The sequence below is a fragment of the Sporomusaceae bacterium ACPt genome, assembly GCA_041428575.1.
Taxonomy (GTDB): Bacteria; Bacillota; Negativicutes; order Sporomusales; family Sporomusaceae; genus Sporomusa_D; species Sporomusa_D carbonis.
Genome location: CP155570.1, coordinates 983,478 through 1,005,610 on the forward strand (window position 1 = coordinate 983,478; position 22,133 = coordinate 1,005,610).

Genomic DNA, 22,133 nt, shown 5'->3' on the forward strand with positions numbered 1-22,133 from the left:
GTGTCGCTTGCGACATACGAAAACCTAAATTAATTCTTTATTGATTTAACGAGCCAACAAATGGCTTCATGATAACGCGGATGTTCGACTGCTAACGCAGCGAACAAAGCGATCACATCAGCGCTAAAGCGCTGTGTGCCTGCTTTTCATGGAGAGTTTGATCCTGGCTCAGGACGAACGCTGGCGGCGTGCCTAACACATGCAAGTCGAACGGTCTGCTGTTCAACACCGAGAGTTTTTGCCAACACAAGAGCCATCGGTGTTGGACAGCAGATAGTGGCGAACGGGTGAGTAACGCGTAGACAACCTGCCTCTAAATTGGGGACAACACCGCGAAAGTGGTGCTAATACCGAATGTGGTATCCTGGCCGCATGGCGAGGATAAGAAAGGTGGCCTCTATTTATAAGCTACCGTTTAGAGATGGGTCTGCGTCTGATTAGCTGGTTGGTGAGGTAACGGCTCACCAAGGCGACGATCAGTAGCCGGTCTGAGAGGATGAACGGCCACACTGGGACTGAGACACGGCCCAGACTCCTACGGGAGGCAGCAGTGGGGAATCTTCCGCAATGGACGAAAGTCTGACGGAGCAACGCCGCGTGAGTGAAGAAGGCCTTCGGGTTGTAAAGCTCTGTCGTTTGGGACGAACGTGGTTTGGGTGAATAATCCAAGCTAATGACGGTACCAAAGGAGGAAGCCACGGCTAACTACGTGCCAGCAGCCGCGGTAATACGTAGGTGGCAAGCGTTGTCCGGAATTATTGGGCGTAAAGGGCGCGTAGGTGGATCATTAAGTCTTGAGTCTAAGAGCGGTGCTCAACGCCGTATAGGCGCAGGAAACTGGAGATCTTGAGTGCAGGAGAGGAAAGCGGAATTCCCAGTGTAGCGGTGAAATGCGTAGATATTGGGAGGAACACCAGTGGCGAAGGCGGCTTTCTGGACTGTGTCTGACACTGAGGCGCGAAAGCCAGGGGAGCGAACGGGATTAGATACCCCGGTAGTCCTGGCCGTAAACGATGGATACTAGGTGTAGGAGGTATCGACCCCTTCTGTGCCGGAGTTAACGCAATAAGTATCCCGCCTGGGGAGTACGGCCGCAAGGTTGAAACTCAAAGGAATTGACGGGGGCCCGCACAAGCGGTGGAGTATGTGGTTTAATTCGACGCAACGCGAAGAACCTTACCAGGGCTTGACATTGAGCGAAAGGTCTAGAGATAGATCCCTCTCCTTCGGGAGACGCGAAAACAGGTGGTGCATGGCTGTCGTCAGCTCGTGTCGTGAGATGTTGGGTTAAGTCCCGCAACGAGCGCAACCCTTATCCTTTGTTGCCAGCACGTTATGGTGGGAACTCAAGGGAGACTGCCGCAGACAATGCGGAGGAAGGCGGGGATGACGTCAAGTCATCATGCCCCTTATGTCCTGGGCTACACACGTACTACAATGGGCTTAAACAAAGCGAGGCAAGACCGCGAGGTCAAGCAAAGCGCGCAAATGAGCTCTCAGTTCGGATCGGAGGCTGCAACCCGCCTCCGTGAAGTCGGAATCGCTAGTAATCGCAGGTCAGCATACTGCGGTGAATACGTTCCCGGGCCTTGTACACACCGCCCGTCACACCACGAAAGTTGGAAACACCCGAAGCCGGTGGGGTAACCGTAAGGAGCCAGCCGTCTAAGGTGGGGCCGATGATTGGGGTGAAGTCGTAACAAGGTAGCCGTATCGGAAGGTGCGGCTGGATCACCTCCTTTCTAGGGAGAACCGTTCGAGGTGACACTCGGACTACTTCCAGGTCGGTACATTTGGCAGATGATAACTCTTACATTGTTTGGTTTTGAGGGAATGCTAGTTACCAGAAGTTACTTGTTGAAATACACGAGTGACTATGATAACATAGATATTCCTGATGTTCCTTGAAAACTGCACAGAAGAAAGCAAAAGTAAAGTAATGCCTCATAGTAACATATGAGAAGTTCTTTACGCGCAATTAGGATTTATACTAAAGGCAAAACGTAAGCTATTAGAAAAAGCTTATTAACGGCTTAGACTGTTCAGCGTGTATCAGATGCAAGGCGGACCGGAGAAGTGTGCAGCGCCGCGTACGTAGTGTGTACGCAAGCAAACACTTCGAGGACCAACGAAGCAGATGATGCGCGATCAACAGTCGTAACTAAGTCAAGTTAGTAAGGGCATACGGCGGATGCCTAGGCGCCAAGAGCCGACGAAGGACGCGGTAAGCTGCGAAAAGTCATGGGGAGCCGCAAGCAGGCACTGATCCATGAATATCCGAATGGGGGAACCCGGCGGTGATAATGCACCGTCACCTAACTTAGGTTAGGAGGGCACCCGGGGAACTGAAACATCTAAGTACCCGGAGGAAAAGTAATCAAACGAGATTCCCTAAGTAGCGGCGAGCGAACGGGGAAGAGCCCAAACCAGAGAGCTTTTGCTCTTTGGGGTTGAGGACCGGCGGAAGTTGAGCCAGGTCTAGTCGAACTACCTGGAAAGGTAGGCCGCAGAAGGTAACAGCCCTGTAGGCGAAAGACAGAGGCGAAACGGCTGGAATCCAGAGTACCACGGGACACGAGGAACCCTGTGGGAAGCAGGGGGGACCACCCTCCAAGGCAAAATACTCCTTGGCGACCGATAGCGCATAGTACCGTGAGGGAAAGGTGAAAAGCACCCCGGGAGGGGAGTGAAAGAGAACCTGAAACCGTATGTCTACAAGCAGTCGAAGACCGTTAAAAGGTCGACGGCGTGCCTATTGAAGAATGAACCGGCGAGTTACAGTAACTAGCGAGGTTAAGTGGAAAACACGGAGCCGAAGCGAAAGCGAGTCTCAAGAGGGCGAAAAGTTAGTTATTGTAGACCCGAAACCGCAGTGATCTATCCATGACCAGGGTGAAGCGCAGGTAAAAATGCGTGGAGGCCCGAACCCGTGAGCGTTGAAAAGCTTTGGGATGAGTTGTGGATAGGGGTGAAATGCCAATCGAACGCGGAGATAGCTGGTTCTCCCCGAAATAGCTTTAGGGCTAGCCTCAAGAGGTAAGTACAGACGGTAGAGCACTGATAGGGCTAGGGGCCGTTTAGGTTACTGAACCTTGTCAAACTGCGAATGGCTGTACTCAAAACTTGGGAGTCAGACTACGAGTGATAAGATCCGTGGTCAAGAGGGAAACAGCCCAGACCATCAGCTAAGGTCCCGAATGCCGTACTAAGTGGCAAAGGATGTGCAATTTCCGAAACAACCAGGATGTTGGCTTAGAAGCAGCCACCATTCAAAGAGTGCGTAATAGCTCACTGGTCGAGAGATTGTGCGCCGAAGATGACCGGGGCTAAAGTACGGAACCGAAGCTATGGCATGTCTAACGACATGGGTAGGGGAGCGTTCTATACCCGGTGAAGGTATACCGTAAGGAGTACTGGAGAGTATAGAAGTGAGAATGCCGGTATGAGTAGCGAAAAGACAAGTGAGAATCTTGTCCACCGAAAGCCTAAGGGTTTCTGAGGAAGGATCGTCCGCTCAGAGTCAGTCGGGACCTAAGCCGAGGCGAGGATGCGTAGGCGATGGACAACTGGTTAACATTCCAGTACCACCCGGAGTCGATTGAGCGAAGGAGTGACACAGAAGGGCAGGCAAGCGCGAGGATGGAAAGTCGCGTCTAAACTTGTAGGGTGCATCACAGGCAAATCCGTGATGCGAAAAGCCTGAGGAGTGACGGGGAGCTGTTAGAAATAAGAGCGAACTTGCTGAACCCCGGCTGTCAAGAAAAGCTTCTAGCGAGACAAAAGGTGCCCGTACCGCAAACCGACACAGGTAGGCGGGGAGAGAATCCTAAGGTGCGCGGGAGAACCCTCGTTAAGGAACTCGGCAAAATGTCCCCGTAACTTCGGGAAAAGGGGAGCCTCGGATGTGTACACTTGAAACGGTGGAAGCATAAAGAGGTTGCAAAAGAGAGGCCCAAGCGACTGTTTACCACAAACACAGGTGCCTGCTAAAGCGAAAGCTGACGTATAGGTGCTGACACCTGCCCGGTGCCGGAAGGTTAAGGGGAGCGGTTAGAGCAATCGAAGCTGCGAACTGAAGCCCCGGTAAACGGCGGCCGTAACTATAACGGTCCTAAGGTAGCGAAATTCCTTGTCGGGTAAGTTCCGACCCGCACGAAAGGTGTAACGACTTGGGCACTGTCTCAACGAGGGACCCGGTGAAATTGAAATACCTGTGAAGATGCAGGTTACCCGCGACTGGACAGAAAGACCCCATGGAGCTTTACTGCAACCTGACATTGAGTTTTGGTAAATGATGTACAGGATAGGTGGGAGGCTGAGAAGCTAGGACGCAAGTCTTGGTGGAGCCGATGTTGGGATACCACCCTTTATTTACTGGAGTTCTAACCGAAGGAGTAACGAGACTCGGGACAGTGTCAGGCGGGCAGTTTGACTGGGGCGGTCGCCTCCGAAAGAGTAACGGAGGCGCCCAAAGGTTCCCTCAGCGCGGATGGAAATCGCGCGAAGAGTGTAAAGGCAGAAGGGAGCTTGACTGCGAGACAGACAAGTCGAGCAGGGACGAAAGTCGGGCTTAGTGATCCGGTGGTACCGAGTGGAAGGGCCATCGCTCAACGGATAAAAGCTACCCTGGGGATAACAGGCTAATCTCTCCCAAGAGTCCATATCGACGGGGAGGTTTGGCACCTCGATGTCGGCTCATCACATCCTGGGGCTGAAGTAGGTCCCAAGGGTTGGGCTGTTCGCCCATTAAAGTGGTACGTGAGCTGGGTTCAGAACGTCGTGAGACAGTTCGGTCCCTATCCATCGCGGGCGCAAGAGACTTGAAGGGAACTGCTCCTAGTACGAGAGGACCGGAGTGGACGGACCAATGGTGTACCAGTTATTCCGCCAGGAGTACAGCTGGGTAGCTACGTCCGGAAAGGATAAACGCTGAAAGCATCTAAGCGTGAAACCAGCCTTAAGATGAGGTCTGTCATTCGAAAGAAGTAAGGCCCCTTACAGATGATAAGGTAGATAGGCCAGGTGTGTAAGTGGAGCAATCCATTGAGCTGACTGGTACTAATCGGCCGAGGACTTGACTTAAACAAGCGAGCCAAAAGTTTAAGAGCGAAAGCGATAAGCAGAGAGCCCAAGAAGGCGAGCCGAGAGGCGAAGGCTGATTGGTGCGAATCGCTTAGTTCCGAGCGTTAGCGAGGAACATCCTATATTGCGCAGTCTTTCTTCTGTGAAGTTTTTAGGGAGCATACCTCTAAGAGGATGTTCACCTATTAAGTAGGGGCGTAGCCAAGTCGGTAAGGCAACGGACTTTGACTCCGTCATGCGTTGGTTCGAGTCCAGCCGCCCCTGCCAATTAACAATGAAGAGCTATTGTGTAGTTTAGAACTGTTATCTGTTGTGACTGAATTCAAAAGGAGTAGCGTAGTTTATGACCTACTAGCTCAGTCGGTAGAGCACCTGACTTTTAATCAGGGTGTCCCGCGTTCGAGTCGCGGGTGGGTCACCAGTAAATTCAAGCCTTTCCAGACCTTTGTTTGGAAGGCTTTTTTTCTTTTTACAATTCATGTAGATTTTGATAATAAACCACTACGAGCGCCAACATTTATGATACAATGAAACTAAACATTAAAGAAACTAAACATTAAAAATTAAATATTGAAGGGGGTACCGAGTACAATATGATTACTATTTTTTCTTTTGTTATTTTTGGTTTAGCACTGGGAGCTTTCGGCACGTTGCTTGGTATCGGAGGCGGAGTCATTCTTGTTCCAGTGTTCTTGCTATTAATGCATTATACTCCTCAGTACGCCATTGGCACTTCCCTTGCAGTGGTGTTCTTTAACGCTCTTTCTGGAACCTTTGCCTATATCAGACAGAAAAAGGTATATTATGACGCCGGGATTCGATTTAGCTTGGCTACTATACCCGGAGCCTTTTTTGGTAGTTATTTTGCCAAGTATTTCACAAGTAACTCTTTTAATATGACCTTTGGTATCCTGTTAACATTGTTGGCTTTCATAATATTTTATCGGAGTGTAAGCAGTAAAGTAGAAGAAAAGCCGTTCAATAAAGAGGAATTTCAATATAACCGTCTATTAGGAGTTTTATTGAGTTTTGTGGTAGGATTCCTATCGAGTATACTGGGAATAGGCGGGGGTCCTATTCATGTGCCGATCTTGATATATTTGCTCGGATTCCCGACACATGTTGCTACGGCTACGTCACATTTTGTGCTCGCTATTTCTAGTTTTGTTGGTGTGGTTTCGCATTATGTGCTTGGCAATATTCTATTAGTTCCGGCGATAGCCACTGGTATCGGAGCCACGGTTGGCGCCCAATTAGGCGCACGGCTTTCCCTTAAAATGCAATCACGCCCAATTCAAATCATGTTATCTTTAGCCCTAGCAGGACTAGGTTTTCGGCTCCTTCTTGGATAAGAAAAGGGTGCGAAAAAGGAATTACAACAGCCACAATAAAGCGAAAGGAGAGACCCTGCGGCTTACGGCTTGCCAGCCGACCCCGCAGGGTCTCTCCTTATTATGATTACCAAAAAAATACATAAATTCCATCTAGCAGGATAATATTGCATTGATACAGAACATAATAATATTAATATTGCAAATATGAAAGCTAAACGATAGGTAATATAACCGAAAGGAGATGAATGATGAAAAACGATAAAATACGCCAGGAGAACCAGCCGCTTTGGTATAAAGACGCTATTATTTATCAGTTGCATGTCAAGGCATTTTATGACAGTAACGGCGACGGTATTGGCGATTTCCGGGGTTTAATTGAGAAACTGGATTATCTGGCCGACCTGGGCGTAAATACTCTCTGGTTGCTGCCTTTTTATCCGTCGCCGCTGCGGGATGACGGTTATGATATTTCTGATTACAAAAACATTAATCCACTTTACGGGACTATGAATGATTTTCGCATTTTTCTCCATGAGGCTCACGCACGGGGGATGCGTTTGATTACCGACCTGGTGCTAAACCACACATCGGATCAGCATAGTTGGTTTAAACGGGCCAGGACATCTCCGGCTGGCAGCCGCTGGCGTAATTATTACGTATGGAATGATACATCAGATAAATATAGTGGTGCAAGGGTAATATTCAATGATTTTGAATCCTCAAACTGGGCTTGGGATCCTGTTGCCAAAGCATACTACTGGCACCGCTTTTATCCCCATCAGCCGGACTTGAATTACGACAGCGCCGACGTTCGCCGGGAAATACTAAAAACGGTTGATTTCTGGTTGCGCCTTGGCGTCGACGGGTTCAGACTGGACGCTGTTGCATACCTCTATGAACGAGAGGGGACTAGTTGCGACAATTTGCCGGAAACCCACAAATTTTTACAGTATCTGCGTAGATATATTGATAGTAAGTATCCGGATAAGATGTTGCTGGCTGAGGTCAACCAATGGCCGGAAAATGTTATTCCTTATTTTGGTAATGGCGATGAATGTCACATGGTGTATCATTTCCCTATTATGCCACGCTTGTTTATGGCCTTGGGAATGGAAGACAGTTTTCCGCTTATCGAAATTATCCGGCGTACGCCGCCTATACCTGACAATTGCCAGTGGGCCATGTTTCTGCGTAATCACGACGAATTGACGCTGGAAATGGTTACCGACGAAGACCGCGATTATATGTACCGTATGTACGCCAAAGACTCACGTGCCAGAATTAACCTCGGTATCCGTCGGCGGCTGGCACCCCTATTGGGAAATAATCGCCGCCGGATCGAGTTGATGAACGGGTTATTGTTCTCATTGCCGGGTTCACCCATTATCTATTATGGCGACGAAATTGGCATGGGCGACAATATTTATCTGGGCGACCGCGATGGCGTGCGTACTCCTATGCAGTGGAGCGCCGACCGCAACGCAGGATTTTCCTGGACGAGTTCACAGCGGTTATATTTGCCGGTGGTAGCAGATGCTGAATATCACTATGCAGCGGTCAATGTCGAGTCTCAGCAAAACGAGCCCAGTTCGCTTCTATGGTGGATGCGCCGTCTTATCGCGTTGCGCAAACGATATAAGGCATTTGGCAGGGGGACCATGGAGTTCATTGAATCAGACAATCGCAAAGTGTTGGCGTTTGTCCGTAAATATGGGAACGAAACTATTTTGGTCGTTGCCAATTTGTCCCGGTTTGTAACCTATGCCCAACTTGATTTGGCCAAATACCGGGGGTTGGTACCGGTTGAGATGATTGGACGGACACCGTTCCCGGTTATTAATGAAGGCATGTATTTTATTTCTCTAGGTCCACACACATTTTTCTGGTTTACGCTGGAAAATCCACGAAGCCTGCAACTGCGCCCATTATATACAGGAGCGATCGAGTCGGCTCCTGTATTGAAGGTCAGTGACTGGGCGGAGCTATTCGGGCGTGCCCTCCAACCTGAACTGACTGATACTCTAGCGGCTTATTTAAATACATGCAGTTGGTTTGGCGGCCAAGAAAAAACGGTAAAAGCCGTAACCGTCCGGGAAATTATTCCGCTACCGGATACGGCTGTTCAAATGGTATTTATCATGGTGGAGTATTTGGAAGGCAATCCGGAAACATATCTACTTAATCTGGCGCTAAAATCTGCGGATGATTTGGTCGCAAGACCGGCCGGATGCAATGTCGTTGCCCGCATTCGGCGGGATCATGAAGAACGGATGCTATATGAAGTCAGCGATGATAAAAAATTTCATCAAACATTATGGTCAGTGATTGACAAACGTCGTAAATTGAAAGGACAAGTTGGCGAACTGGTTTCCAAACACAGTGCTTATTTCCGTGCATTGGTGAAACAGAATCAGACAATTCCGGATTCACAGACACTAGCTAATGAACATAATAACACTTCGGTGCTGTTTAAACCGTTCTTTGTGCTTAAGGTATTTCGAAAAATGGATATCGGGGTTAACCCGGAACTTGAGATATTGCGGTATCTTTCTGAGATAGAATTCGCCAACGTGCCCAAACTGCACGGCTCTATGGAATATTATAACGACCGCGGTGATGTAGTTACAATCGCTGTATTGCAACAATTTGTACCTCACCGGGGTACAGCTTGGGATTGTGCCCTGGACCATCTGGCGGATTTTTATGAACGTATTTTAAGCAGCCGTAAGCAGCCGTTATTGCCTGTTTCGTTCTGGTCGGCAGTGGACAAAGAAGTTCCGGCTGATGTCAGGGAGATGACAGGGTCTTATCTGGATTCGGTGGAGCAATTGGGTTTGCGAACTGGCGAGATGCATATCGCCCTGGCCGGCGGGGAGGACCATCCTGACTTCGCACCCGAACCGTTTACCGATTTTTACCGCCATTCGTTGTATCATGGAGTGGCCCAGGAACTAAGCGGAATAATGTGGCTACTGAAAAAACAATTGACCGCTTTGAAGCAGGATGACCAACCGATCGCGGCTAAGATAATTGAATATGAACAAGAAATAATGCGGCGTATAGAAAATATAAAAAAGATGGAATTCGATGCTGCACGCATCAGGTATCATGGTGATTACCGGCTGGAGCAACTGCTATACACCGGTAATGATTTTGTTATCATTGATTTTGAGGGTAATCCGGATCGGCCGCTTAGTGAACGGCGCTTGAAACGTTCACCGTTACTGGATGTGGCTAGTATGTTATATTCGCTGTACAGTGCTTCACAAGCTGTTAATTTGGGACTAGTACCGGGGGTGAATGTATTAACGGAAACAACGGAAACTCAGGAGTTGCTCCAGATGTGGAGTCATTCCTGGTATAATTGGGTAGCAGCCTGCTTCCTTAAAGGATACCATAACACCATCCGGGGCACAGGTTTGCTGCCGGTTGATCAGCAGCAATTGCAGGTATTGCTGGACGTGTTTCTGTTGCAGCGCGGTCTGCATCAAGTGGTTTCTGAGCTAAAAAGCCGTCCGCCCTGGGTTGGTATTGCTTTGCGCGGACTGTTACGGACAATCGAGTTTGACAGACCAAGGCTTTCCGGGTGAGACGCAAATTATGGAGAGGTGAATGGGAGATGGAGAGTAACTTAGGAATGAAGCGTCTACTGGTAGTGTCTAACCGTCTGCCAGTTACGATCGACAAGAAGCAGGGAGAGTATATTTTTAAAGAAAGTGTGGGCGGACTTGTTTCGGGTTTCAGCGCTTATTTTAATTCTCTACAAAATACCGCATTTACTGAAAAGGATTCAGTATGGATCGGCTGGCCGGGGTTGTCGGTCGAGATGTCTGACCAACCGGCAATCCGCGAGCGTCTTTCTAAAGAGTTTGGTGCCTTTCCGGTATTTTTGGATGAAGCTACGATGGATAAATTCTATCTAGGGTTTTGTAATAAGACCATCTGGCCGTTATTCCATTATTTTTTCAGTCTGACCAAATTTGAGGATGATCTCTGGGAGCAATATGTGGCGGTGAATAAGGTCTTTTGCGATGCTGTATGCCAGATTGCCCGTCCTGATGATGTAATCTGGATACATGACTATCACCTGATGCTGCTGCCGGAAATGTTGCGGCAGCGGATGCCGGATGTCCCTATTGGTTTTTTTCTGCATATTCCGTTCCCCGATTATGAAATTTTCCGCCTGCTACCCCGGCGGTGGGGCGCCGCAATTATGGAAGGCTTACTGGGAGCCGATCTTATCGGTTTTCATACTATCGATTATACGCAGCATTTCTTGAATAGTGTAGCCCGTATTCTCGGGCTTGCACATGCGCTTGGCCGGGTTCGTATCGGTGAAAGAACGGTGCGGGTCGACACCTTCCCCATGGGCATTGATTTCGCCAAATATCATGAGACAGCCAAGCAACCGCGGGTTATCCGCGAGTCTGAACGACTCCGCCGGATGCTTGGCGACAGAAAGATTATCCTTTCAGTAGACCGGTTGGACTACACCAAAGGGATCGCCAATCGGCTGGAGGCTTTTGCTTTATTCTTGGAGCAGAATCCTCACTGGCAGGAAAAAGTTACACTTGCTTTAGTCGTAGTTCCGTCAAGAGTAGGTGTCGACCAGTATCAATCCATGAAAAGAAATATCGATGAGACTGTGGGCAGGATCAATGGCCGGTTTGGCACATTACGCTGGGTTCCCATCGTTTATCAGTACCGCTACCTGCCATTATCGCCACTTGTCGCACTGTACAGCGCCAGTGATGTGGCACTGATTACGCCACTAAGGGACGGAATGAATCTGGTGGCCAAGGAATATGTTGCCGCCAAAGCCGACAATCAGGGAGTACTGATTTTAAGTGAAATGGCTGGCGCGGCCAAAGAACTGGATCAGGCGATAATGGTCAATCCTAACAGTATTGAGGAGATAGCCGGATCAATTAAAGAGGCGCTGGAGATGCCTGAACACGAACAGCAGCGGCGAAACCAGGGCATGCAGGTGCTGTTGGCCAAGTATGATGTCATTCGCTGGGCTGATTTATTTATCAAGCAGTTGTTAGGAATGCGGGAATCGGAGAGAAAGGCGGCGGCGAAAATTGTAGCCGGGCAGTTGCGCAATGCAATTTTACAAGAATATGGCGCGGCTCAAAAAAGATTGATTCTGCTCGACTATGACGGTACTTTGGTGCCTTTTGCCAATGATCCGTTGGCGGCTGTTCCGGACGATTGTTTACTTCAGACTTTAGAAAAAATTGTCAGCGATGAGCGAAACGACGTGGTCATTGTTAGCGGGCGGGAAAAAGGTATTCTTCAACAATGGCTGGGGCATCTTCCTCTTCATATGATTGCTGAGCACGGTGCCTGGTGCCGGCAAAAATCCGGCGACTGGGAGAAGGCCATCAATATGCCTCCGGATTGGCGTACTCAGGTTTTGCCTATTCTCCAGTTTTACGTGGATTTATTGCCAGGATCATTTATTGAAGAAAAAGATTGTTCGGTTGTCTGGCACTACCGGAAAGCGGAAAAGGAGATTGCTGATTTTCGGGCAAACGAATTAAAATGGGAACTGATCAATTTTACCATGCATACCGATTTACAGGTACTGGAAGGCAACAGAATACTGGAAATTAGGCACAAACTGATCAATAAAGGTGCAGCGGTTAAGCCCTGGCTGGACCGTGCCGACTATGAATTCATTTTGGCGGCAGGCGACGACAGGACAGATGAGGATTTGTTCAAGATACTGCCTCCTGACGCCTGTTCGATCAAGATCGGAATGCTTGAAACAAAGGCGAAGTACATAGTGCATAGTCCGGAAGATTTTTGCACATTATTGGCAGAAATTGCCGAGATCGGATATAAAAGATAGTGTAAATGATCTTGACCGTGTTGAGAGCACTTTGCTATAATTGATATTGAAAATTTATAAATATATAGGAACAGGTGGAGTCTGCAAAACGGAATTCACCTGTTTTTTTTTCTAATCATTACAGATAAAGGGGAATTTTAGGATATTGACGCTCGACTATCAGATTCAACACGCAGCGGAAAAAGCACTTGATGAACAACTTCATTATTTGCAAACAAAACGACGGGTGAATGCCAAAGCGGCTGCGGTTGTCGTCATGAATCCGAATACAGGCGAAATATTGGCGATGGTAAGTAGGCCAACATTTAATCCTAATTTGTTTAACGGAGGAATTTCTTCTGAGGACTGGAAGCAGTTGAGTGACAATCCATTTAATCCAATGGCAAACAGAGCAATTTCCGGAGAATATCCGCCAGGTTCTACTTTTAAAATTATTACCGGTACAGCAGCATTAGAATATTGATAGTATTAAGATTTCCCAGAGTACACTTAATGTGATCGGTGAGGCTTTGCATGAAGTAGCACTACCTGGCGGTACTGCCGCGCGTATTTTTCAAGGTTTTCCTGTTTCTATTGCCGGCAAGACAGGAACAGCGGAAAATTCACAAGGCGAGGATCATGGCTGGTTTGTAGCCTATGCACCATTTGAAGATCCCCAGATTGTTGTTGCTGTTATTGTTGAGCATGGCGGTTATGGGGCTGAGTCAGCGGCACCGGTTGCCAAGAAGATTTTTGCGGCCGCCTTTAACATTAGCTCGACAGCCAATAACGCCAAAGTATATTAGTGGCGAACAGGATTATTGCATATATTTAGGAGAGATGGTTAAAAGTGAGTGTGATAAAACATGTGGTTGCCGAACATGTAACAATTCTTGTGAGTATGACAAAATGGTTTATTTACTCCGCGCTTGTCGGAACAATTATTGGAATAAGTACTACAGTATTTCTCAAATTGTTGGGATGGTCTACAAACCAGGTGCAAATGGCGCCGCATCATTTATTGTTTTTGCCTGTGATGCTGCTCATGACGCAGTGGCTGGTAAGCCGGTTTGCTCCTGATGCCAAAGGACATGGAACGGAAAAAGTCATTGAGGCTGTGCATAGTAGAAAAGGTAAAATTGCGCTGGCTGTCGTTCCGGTAAAATTGTTGGGTACAGTCCTTACACTTGCCGGAGGCGGGTCGGCGGGGAAGGAAGGTCCTTGCGCACAGATTGGGCTGGGTTGGCTTCGGCTTTGGCTGATCTTTTAAAAATCAATGACCATGATCGTCAAAAATTAGTAATTTGCGGTATTAGTGCCGGCTTTGCCAGCGTGTTTGGAACACCGATTGCAGGGGCATTGTTTGGTGTGGAAGTGTTGTTTTTAGGGCAAATGTTATACGAGGTACTGTTTCCTGCTTTTGTGTCAGGGATGGTTAGTTTTCAGGTGTCATTATTATTAGGGAACACGTATTTCTACAATAATTTCACTGTTGTTCCATATGCTGATAACGCTTTGCTGCTGCATGCTTTTATTTTAGGCATACTATGCGGCATAGCGGCACTCATCTTTATCAAATTATTTGGTTTGGTAAAATTATCTTTAAAAAAACTAGATGGTCACTCCTATCTTAAGACTTTTGTGGGTGGAGTGCTGCTGGTGCTGGTTGGAAATTACATTTCAGACCAGTATTTGGGATTAGGGATAGAAATTATGGAAGCGGGACTCAATGGTGATACCTTGCCCTGGAGCGCGGCGCTATGGAAGATGTTTACTACTGCGATAACATTGGAGACCGGCGGTAGCGGGGGGGTTTTGACGCCGCTATTTGTTATCGGGACAGCCGTCGGCAATGCATTTGGAAATTTTGTTTCAGCGTCGAATATTGCTGTGTATTCTGCCATTGGTCTTGTTTCCACATTGTCGGCAGCGGCCAATACTCCCATAGCGGCAACTGTTATGGCTGTTGAATTGTTTGGCTCTCAGGTTGCACCATATGCCGCTATAAGTTGTGTGGTTGGGTACATTTTTATTGGGCACAATAGTGTGTACTCAAGCCAAGTCCTTGTATCCCGAAAAAGCGCTTCGATAGCCGTTGATATGGGGAAAATGTTGTCAGATACCGGCCAAGTACGCATTTATCCCCGTAAGGATACTGCGTTTAGGAAACTGTTATTATGGCTGCGAAAACATCAATAGTTTTGGTGAGCCCGGTATCTGTTAATTAGCAGATTAGATAATGGGGGGAATTTATGTTCATACAAATGTTTGATGTACGAGGGATATTTTTTTCTTTAGCAGTTTTTCTAATATGTAACGCGCTAGGAGTTATTATAAGTAAAGGCATTTTGAGTAAACTAAATCAAATGGTTGCAAATGTTTTGGCAGAATATTCAGAGGTTGTTAGCAAGGCTCTAAGAGGTATGCCCGTTATATGGGGGGGCATTCTGGGGAGCTATAGTGCTATGCACATCATTGAAATAAGTGCGGAGTGGCTACGGTTTTTAGGTGGGGCTTTAATTGTAATTGGGGTATTTTCCCTTACTATGGTAACCGCACGTATGCTTTCCGAAATAGTTACTATTTATGCCCGTAAGGCTGAAGGGGCTTTTCCCTCTGCGTCTATTTTAGCCAATATTGCAGAAGTCTTGACATACCTGACCGGAACATTGATTTTGCTTCAAACTTTCGGGATTTCAATAGCTCCTATTTTAACAGCTCTGGGCGTAGGTGGTTTGGCTGTAGCGTTAGCGTTACAAGACACATTATCAAATTTGTTTTCAGGGCTGCACATTCTTTTGTCAAAACAAATTAAGGCCGGGGATTATGTCAAACTGAGTACCGGTGAAGAAGGAAATGTTGTTGATATTTCTTGGCGGAATACAATTATCAAAGCCTTAGGCAACAATTTGATTATAGTTCCCAATCAGAAAATTGCTTCGACAATTATTACCAATTACCATATGCCGGATAAAGAATTGTCGGTTTTAGTTGCGGTAGGTGTTAGCTATGCAAGTAATCTGGAACATGTGGAAAAGGTTACGATTGAGGTAGCCAAAGAAGTAATGTCTGAGATAGCCGGCAGTATTGAAAATTTTGAACCAGTCATCCGTTTCCACACCTTTGGGGATTCCAGCATTAATTTTAATGTTGTACTTAGGGTTAAAGAGTTTGTAGATCAGTATTTAATTAAGCATGAATTCATCAAGCGTCTTCATGTAAGGTATAACCAGGAAGGGATAGAAATACCCTTTCCTATACGTACTATTCATACGAAACAGGTATAATGATATGAATTTCCGTATGTAGGAATAAGAAAATAGGGTAAAAGGCTAAAATACCTTATATTGGCTATATGAAATCCAATAAAGATTTTTTTCTGGGCGTGTTGTTAGTAACGCTCCACCGCTGGCGCTTGACTTACGCTTATACTAACAACACGCCTGTAAATCTTTATGGATACTATATAGATGGAATGAGGAGGCGGTCTATGTGCAAGGGGGGGCAGTTTTAGAAATTGATTTAGATAAAATTACTTTCAATTCAGATCAGGTAGTAAAAAGGTGCCAGAAAAAAGGAATAGACGTGGTTGGTGTTACCAAAGGGTTTACTGCCATTCACCAGATTGTTACGGCTATGGTGGAAGGCGGAATTCAGGAACTGGCAGATGCCAGAATGGAAAATATTGTTGAACTTAGAAAGCGAAATTTTAATCAGCCAATTACGTTACTGAGAATTCCTCGCCTAAGTAACGTTGACTATGTTGTCAGATATGCTGATACAAGTATCAATTCAGAAATAACGGTAATTAAGGCTTTGGCTGACGCAGCAAGCAAAATAGGAAAAGTACATCAAGTCATTTTGATGGTAGATGTTGGCGATCTCCGCGAAGGTATTCTGCAAGAACATGTGCTTGGAACCGTTGAACAGATTATTTGCTTGCAAGGCGTGAAGTTAGTAGGCTTAGGGACTAACATGGGGTGCTTTGGCGGTGTCCTTCCTAGTGTTGATAATTTAGGACTTTTGGTTGAATTAGCTGACACGGTTGAGCGTCAATTAGGATATAAGATGGATATAATTTCGGGTGGTGGGACATCCACGCTGTTATTAGTGGAAAATAATATAGTTCCCGACGGGATTAATCAATTGAGGATCGGTGAAGGAATTTTACTAGGAACAGACACTACTAATAACCGGAAAATTCCCGGTCTTCATCAAGATGCCTTTCGTTTACGGGCTGAGGTTATTGAGGTCAAATCCAAGCCGTCTGTGCCGGTAGGAGAGATTGGCAGAGATGCCTTTGGCAATATTCCGCAATTTGAAGATGCAGGGATAAGGAAAAGAGCAATTTTAGCTTTAGGAAAACAGGATGTTTATATAGAAGGCATTTTTCCGCTTGATGAAACATTGATGATATTAGGAGCCAGTAGTGACCATACCATTGTTGATATTACAAATGCTAATCAAGATATAAAGGTTGGAGATGAAATTTCATTTGGGTTAATTTACCCTGGACTACTTTCGGCTAGTGATTCGAGATATGTGAAAAAATTGTTTAAGCGGAGGAAACAATGATTACAATCGAAAGGGTACAAACGGTTGAACCCCAACTAATTAAACGCTTGGTTCAACTGGAAACAGAGGCATTTGGAATTGGCGGCTTAAATGAATGGCATCTTGTACCGTTAATTCGGCACGGTCGTGTGTATATTGCAAGAAAAAATTTTGAGGTTATTGGCTTGGTTCAATATATGCTGGATTGGCAAATCCCACGGCGGGCTTATATGTTTGGTGTTTCTGTGGCTAAAGAGGTGCGTGGTCAAGGGGTGGGAACAAAACTCATTGATAAAAGTTTACGGGAGCTAGCTGGTGAAAATATTGAAGAGGTTGAGCTGACTGTCGATCCGGATAACGTTGTTGCAGTCAGAGTTTATGAAGGAAAATTTGGCTTTGTAGCTACAGATTTTAGGGTGGATGAATACGGTGCCGGTGAGAAGCGAATGGCTATGACGCTCTCACTGACAAAGTTTATTGGTAAAGATAATGTATGTGAATAAATAGTTAAAGAATAAAAAAACTATTGCTAAATGTAATGGTTTTGGGTATACTATCTAAGTGACGTGAATTTTGGCCCGTTGGTCAAGAGGTTAAGACACCGCCCTTTCACGGCGGTATCAAGGGTTCGATTCCCTTACGGGTCACCATAAGCAGCGAACCAGGTTCTCACGAGCCGGTAGGCGAAATGAGAACCTGAGTGAGTCGCTTTAAGCAGAGAGCCAAGTTTTTAGGAGCGATAGCGACACGGAAATTTGTGTGAATCGCTTAGTTCTGAGCGATAGCGAAGAACATCCTATTATCAATATAGTGGCCCCGTGGTGTAGCGGTTTAACATGCCGCCCTGTCACGGCGGAGATCGACGGTTCAAATCTGTTCGGGGTCGCCATGCCTCGGTAGCTCAGTCGGTAGAGCAGAGGACTGAAAATCCTCGTGTCGGCAGTTCGATTCTGCCCTGAGGCACCATTTATGCGAGTAGCTCAGCGGTAGACCCTCGCCTTGACAAGGCGAGGGTCGCGAGTTCGAATCTCGTTTTCCGCTCCATAATATACGGCGGCATAGCCAAGTGGTAAGGCAGAGGTCTGCAAAACCTTTATTCCCCAGTTCAAATCTGGGTGCCGCCTCCAAAACACCTCTTGCCGGGGTGGCGGAACTGGCAGACGCAACGGACTTAAAAACCCTTGTAATAAACCCGCGCAAGCCTTGTAAATCAAGGAGCCTCGGAATTGCAGAAAAGTTTCTGCAATCTGTCTGCAATCTTGAAAACTAAATATTTTATGCGAGTGTGGCGGAATCGGCAGACGCAACGGACTTAAATGTAAAAAATTTGAGTGCCTTAGAAGAAATTCTAAGAGTAGAACCGCTTAAATTCGGGGAAACCTGTAAAATGGCAATCCCGAGCCAAGCCCGAAAGGGAAGGTGTAGAGACTTAATAGGCGGCACCTACGAACCGTAAGGTTTATGGTGAAGAGAAAGTCCAGCCCACAAATAATCCTTGAGGATTGGCAACGAAAGTTGTAGCGGGGAAGAAAATCCGTCGGGGCTTAACCCCCGTACCAGTTCAAGTCTGGTCACTCGCACCATTTAATTAATAAAACCGCCTTGCTCGCAACAAGACGGTTTTGGATAGACCATTTACTTAATTTGCTTCTGACATTTCTTGTTCAGGAGCATTTTTCTTTATATCTGTATTTTTTATTCCTGTAAAAATCTCTTGCGTGACTTCGCCTAACTTTCTTACCTTTTCTTCGGTTGGGTGAACGTAATAATTTGAAGTTATTAGGATGTTAACATGTCGTAATCTTGTTACTGCTCCCGCATAATGTCCAAGAATTGACGACGTTAGTTGTCCTAAAGCTGCCGAGAATGTTGTCCAACAGCCCCGGCAGCTTAGTTTTTAAGCAAGTTCTCCCTGAATCACGATCTTAACCATATGATCGTCAATGATTCGGCGACCGTTTTGTGCGCCATAGAACAGGCAATGTGTACAAGCTTTGTTTACGAGCCGTGCCGCTCCACCTGAATAGCGGAAAATCTCATCAATTACCCCATCCGAAAAGATATCTCGTTCAGCGCCTGCATATGCAAGGTGCCTTTTTATGTATTCCCCAACCTGCGAGCGGTCGAAGTGCGGCAGCCTGCACTGAATATCAATGCGTTGCCGAATAGCGGCATAGGCCTGTAACTTTAGGCGATCCCAAAGCTTACTCTGCCCGACAAGGATAAGGGCCATAGGACTTTGGGCATCCATCTTGAAGTTAAGAAGAAAGCGCACTTCTTCGAGCATTTCCTTGTCTAATAAATGCGCTTCATCCACTACGACCACCGGCAGCAAACCGTGGATTCCCCGCATCAATTCGATTTCCCGGTGGAGTTGGCGTTTGGCGTCACCGCGATAAAATTTTGCTTCGCATCCTAATTGTTCTGGCAGTCCTTTGTAAAAGTGACGTGGCGTTAGACTAGAATCTGCCAGATATAAAAGCTTAAAGCGGGCGGGATTCAGGCTGTCTTGAAAGCGCCGGACTGTCGTGGTTTTTCCTGTACCGCAGTCTCCGGTAATTACGGCAAACAGCTGGCGCTCGGCGGCATATTCAAGCCGTGACAGCATCTCATCATGTATGACGGAAGAATATAACGCCTGGGTTGGGATATCCCGTGAAAATGGCGTACGCTGAAAGCCATAGAATGCCTCAAACATGGCGATCATCTCCCCGGCGAACTGTTCGGTAGGATACAGCAGGGATTTGCTCTTTTTGGCGCTTTGAGTTCTTTTCTGTTGCGGCCGCGAGGAGTCTTGATGAGTCAGTTGGCTGTGGCGTTAAGTGTTCGGGCAGTCCTGGGCGTTTCCCTGTCCGTTCGCCAATCACCAGTTGCTTCACTTTCCATGGAGTATGTCCTTGATACTCCACCGTCAGTTCACTCGTGTCAGCGGGATCATAGACTACATCAACCGTGCAGCCTATGAAGGGAAGGCCAACCTCCGAACCACACGTACACCTTTCAGCGTATGTGGCTCTCCATCTATCAATACCTTAGTTTTTTGCAGCGCATATAAGTTGATAACTCAACTTTCGCAGAGCCAAAATTGGCTCAATGCCATGAAACAGTTAGCGTCAATGCAAAAAAATAATCTTTCTTGACAATGGAAAACACCCCCAATGTCTGGTATAGTGAAATTGCCACAACACTACCATACAGAAGAGGTGCCTTCCATATGAATAGTTTAAAACAAAGTAACCAAGAAAATCAACTGCCAGAGGAAATAAGAACTGTTTTTGCGGAACTCAAAGTGCTCAAACATTTGCGCCAAGCAGGAATTAAACGCAATTTGGGTTTTGCCTGCAGTTATCTTTTTCAGATTGTATTTTGCTTACTGTTTCGACATCGTAATTGGTTCAGCATGCAGGAAAGCGAACGAAACAACGCCGGTTTCCCTTGCAAAGATGCCATATACCGCTTTCTTAACTGCTCGAATTTTGCTTGGCAGCGTTTTTTGACTGCATTCAGTAGTCATGTCATTGAAAAAGTTATACCTTTGACAGCACAAAAGCAGACCCGTGTTTTGATCGTCGATGATTCAGCCTATAAGCGAAATCGCAGCAAAAAAGTGGAGCTGTTAGCGAGGTGTAAGGATCATACCGACAATTGCTACTATAAAGGATTTCGTATGTTAACTTTGGGGTGGTCTGACGGTCACACTTTTATTCCAACCGATTTTGCTATGCTTAGTTCTCAAACGTCTTGCCTTAATGGGATAAATGAAACCATAGATAAACGCAGCCACGGCTATAAACGTAGGTTGGAAGCACTGCAAAAGGCACCTGAGGTCATACCTGACATGATAGACCGTACACTAAAAAGCGGCGTAAATGCGTCTTATGTCCTTATGGATAGTTGGTTTACTCATGCGCCCTTGATTCGCGCTGTGCGCAAACGCGGCCTTGACGTTATTGGCATGGTTAAGGACAACAATCATCGCTACAGGTGGATGGGAAATATTTAAGCCTCAAGGAATTATATATGGTGGCAAGCGTTAAAACGTTTAAACGAAATGGCATTTTGCGTTCAATTACAACCACTTTATCCAATGACATTCCCGTTACAATAGTCTTTGTTCAGCATAGAACCAAAAAGCGAGAGTGGTTAGCCATTTTGTCTACCGATGTAACTCTTGAAGCAGAAGAAATCATACGCTTGTATGGTATCCGCTGGGACATTGAGACTTTTTTCAAGTGCACAAAATCGCTATTGCAATTGGGTAAAGAATTTCAAGGACGCTCTTTCGATATGCTTATAAGCCACACGACGATTGTTTTTGCCAGATATATCATTCTTAGCTGGCAGCATCGCCAACATGGAGATGCCAGGACTTTAGGCGGTCTGTTCTTAGCAATGTGTGATGAACTTGCCGAACTGGATTGGGTCGTTGCTTTGACTCAGTTGCTTGAAATTCTTAATGGGGTAGTGGAAAAAGCTAACAAACGCGTTGCAAAATTTATTAAATGTCAACTGTCACAATGGATGGCTGCCTTGCCCAATTACATCAAGGCTTATTTGCCTATTTCTATCTGCGAAAGTTGAGATTATTAATTTAATACCACTTAGGGGTGGAGATCCTGATTCAATCATTTGGTACTTCGACGACTCAAATCTCGAAATAATTACAAGAGTTTTAAGTCTTGCTACAAATCCTGTTTGGGTTGGCTGGGGTCGACTAATTAAAGGGAAAACTCAAACGCTTTTCCCAAATAAATTAAAGAATCTATTGAAACAACATGCAGATAGGTTAGTCCGTGTGAAAACTATACCTGGCAAACACAATGGTAAATATCCATTACATCCCTCATATCTGAGACGTAAAAACTATCCTGTTGAGAAGACTGTTTTTGTTCCTTTTGATGTTAAACATCTAGATTCGTATTGATGGACGCAAAATCAAAAGAAGCTAAAAATCAATAGGGAATATTGATGCAGTATGAAATACATTGTAGAATTTGCGTTGGGTGCATCGTTATGTCCAGCCAGTACGTCCTTTCCTGCACCGTTTGACCCGATACGGAGAACCGTATCACTGGTAACGGTGCAAAATGGCCTCAATCCTTGTGTTTGCGGGGATTGGGGTCTTGTTTTTTGTCTACATGCATGACGGTGCCCTCATTGCCCTCAAAGAAACAGATGCTAACCCTTTACGTATTGCCAGCACGAAAATGAAGGGGTAATTTTGCGGAAAGGTATGGAAAAAACATGCGCAGATTTGCTTATGTTTGCATAATTTTCTGCTAAGTGCCCACAATAAGTTCGTCATAAAGTCCAGATTCAGACAATAG

Annotated in this window: 9 protein-coding genes, 7 tRNA genes, 2 rRNA genes and 2 pseudogenes; 19 read left to right on the plus strand and 1 reads right to left on the minus strand. The window is 46.2% G+C overall.

Annotation, left to right across the window (positions count from 1 at the left end; all coding sequences use genetic code 11):
• Positions 1-145: 145 nt before the first annotated feature.
• From SCACP_RS04885 to SCACP_RS04965, 17 genes and pseudogenes are all read left to right on the plus strand, one after another.
• Positions 146-1,742, plus strand: a 16S ribosomal RNA gene (locus tag SCACP_RS04885).
• 422 nt (positions 1,743-2,164) lie between these two features.
• Positions 2,165-5,082, plus strand: a 23S ribosomal RNA gene (locus SCACP_RS04890).
• Together the 16S and 23S rRNA genes with 2 tRNA genes alongside form the textbook arrangement of a ribosomal RNA operon.
• 191 nt (positions 5,083-5,273) lie before the next feature.
• Positions 5,274-5,349 (plus strand) — tRNA-Gln (locus SCACP_RS04895).
• Between the two features lie 78 nt (positions 5,350-5,427).
• Positions 5,428-5,503: transfer RNA gene (locus SCACP_RS04900), tRNA-Lys, on the plus strand.
• A 172-nt stretch (positions 5,504-5,675) separates the two neighbouring features.
• The gene (locus SCACP_RS04905) at positions 5,676-6,434 is read left to right on the plus strand and encodes a sulfite exporter TauE/SafE family protein (RefSeq protein ID WP_425060277.1); all 759 of its coding nucleotides are present in this window, start codon (positions 5,676-5,678) and stop codon (positions 6,432-6,434) included.
• A gap of 230 nt (positions 6,435-6,664) precedes the next feature.
• Entirely contained in the window at positions 6,665-10,006 is a 3,342-nt protein-coding gene (gene treS / locus SCACP_RS04910; protein ID WP_425060278.1) for a maltose alpha-D-glucosyltransferase, read from the plus strand.
• Positions 10,007-10,035: 29 nt separating this feature from the next.
• A complete protein-coding gene (locus tag SCACP_RS04915) occupies positions 10,036-12,273 on the plus strand; it encodes a bifunctional alpha,alpha-trehalose-phosphate synthase (UDP-forming)/trehalose-phosphatase (protein ID WP_425060279.1) in 2,238 nt (745 codons plus the stop codon).
• 124 nt (positions 12,274-12,397) lie between these two features.
• Positions 12,398-13,058: pseudogene (locus SCACP_RS04920) on the plus strand (penicillin-binding transpeptidase domain-containing protein); the annotation flags it as partial.
• A 239-nt stretch (positions 13,059-13,297) separates the two neighbouring features.
• Positions 13,298-14,451, plus strand: a pseudogene (locus SCACP_RS04925) (chloride channel protein).
• A 65-nt stretch (positions 14,452-14,516) separates the two neighbouring features.
• Complete coding sequence (locus SCACP_RS04930) at positions 14,517-15,539, plus strand: mechanosensitive ion channel family protein (protein WP_425060280.1); 1,023 nt, start codon at positions 14,517-14,519, stop codon at positions 15,537-15,539.
• Positions 15,540-15,744: 205 nt separating this feature from the next.
• A complete protein-coding gene (locus SCACP_RS04935) occupies positions 15,745-16,827 on the plus strand; it encodes an alanine/ornithine racemase family PLP-dependent enzyme (protein WP_425060281.1) in 1,083 nt (360 codons plus the stop codon).
• Entirely contained in the window at positions 16,824-17,309 is a 486-nt protein-coding gene (locus SCACP_RS04940) for a GNAT family N-acetyltransferase (protein WP_425060282.1), read from the plus strand. The genes SCACP_RS04935 and SCACP_RS04940 overlap by 4 nt, the downstream gene beginning before the upstream one ends.
• A 72-nt stretch (positions 17,310-17,381) precedes the next feature.
• Positions 17,382-17,456 (plus strand) — tRNA-Glu (locus SCACP_RS04945).
• A gap of 162 nt (positions 17,457-17,618) precedes the next feature.
• A tRNA-Asp gene (locus tag SCACP_RS04950) sits at positions 17,619-17,695 on the plus strand.
• A gap of 1 nt (position 17,696) precedes the next feature.
• Positions 17,697-17,772 (plus strand) — tRNA-Phe (locus tag SCACP_RS04955).
• Positions 17,773-17,777: 5 nt separating this feature from the next.
• Positions 17,778-17,850: transfer RNA gene (locus tag SCACP_RS04960), tRNA-Val, on the plus strand.
• Between the two features lie 8 nt (positions 17,851-17,858).
• A tRNA-Cys gene (locus tag SCACP_RS04965) sits at positions 17,859-17,933 on the plus strand.
• 770 nt (positions 17,934-18,703) lie between these two features.
• Here the strand turns inward: SCACP_RS04965 and SCACP_RS04970 are convergent.
• The gene (locus tag SCACP_RS04970) at positions 18,704-19,504 is read right to left on the minus strand and encodes an ExeA family protein (RefSeq protein ID WP_425060283.1); all 801 of its coding nucleotides are present in this window, start codon (positions 19,502-19,504) and stop codon (positions 18,704-18,706) included.
• Between the two features lie 444 nt (positions 19,505-19,948).
• Here SCACP_RS04970 and SCACP_RS04975 point away from each other — a divergent pair, with 444 nt between their 5' ends.
• Both SCACP_RS04975 and SCACP_RS04980 read left to right on the plus strand, forming a co-directional pair.
• Positions 19,949-20,809, plus strand: coding sequence for an IS4 family transposase (locus SCACP_RS04975; protein ID WP_425061329.1), 861 nt, complete (start codon positions 19,949-19,951; stop codon positions 20,807-20,809).
• A 17-nt stretch (positions 20,810-20,826) separates the two neighbouring features.
• Positions 20,827-21,387: a transposase gene (locus tag SCACP_RS04980; protein ID WP_425060284.1), complete on the plus strand. Its 561-nt coding sequence runs from the start codon at positions 20,827-20,829 to the stop codon at positions 21,385-21,387.
• The last annotated feature ends 746 nt before the right edge of the window (positions 21,388-22,133 follow it).

What these genes read in the sequence shown, in the direction of transcription:
- SCACP_RS04905 (WP_425060277.1), top strand. Translation starts at nt 5,676, where the DNA reads ATGATTACTATTTTTTCTTTTGTTATTTTTGGTTTAGCACTGGGAGCT.
- SCACP_RS04915 (WP_425060279.1), top strand. Translation starts at nt 10,036, where the DNA reads ATGGAGAGTAACTTAGGAATGAAGCGTCTACTGGTAGTGTCTAACCGT.
- SCACP_RS04940 (WP_425060282.1), top strand. Translation starts at nt 16,824, where the DNA reads ATGATTACAATCGAAAGGGTACAAACGGTTGAACCCCAACTAATTAAA.
- SCACP_RS04975 (WP_425061329.1), top strand. Translation starts at nt 19,949, where the DNA reads ATGGAAAACACCCCCAATGTCTGGTATAGTGAAATTGCCACAACACTA.
- SCACP_RS04970 (WP_425060283.1), bottom strand. Translation starts at nt 19,504, where the DNA reads ATGTTTGAGGCATTCTATGGCTTTCAGCGTACGCCATTTTCACGGGAT.
- SCACP_RS04980 (WP_425060284.1), top strand. Translation starts at nt 20,827, where the DNA reads ATGGTGGCAAGCGTTAAAACGTTTAAACGAAATGGCATTTTGCGTTCA.
- treS (WP_425060278.1), top strand. Translation starts at nt 6,665, where the DNA reads ATGAAAAACGATAAAATACGCCAGGAGAACCAGCCGCTTTGGTATAAA.
- SCACP_RS04930 (WP_425060280.1), top strand. Translation starts at nt 14,517, where the DNA reads ATGTTTGATGTACGAGGGATATTTTTTTCTTTAGCAGTTTTTCTAATA.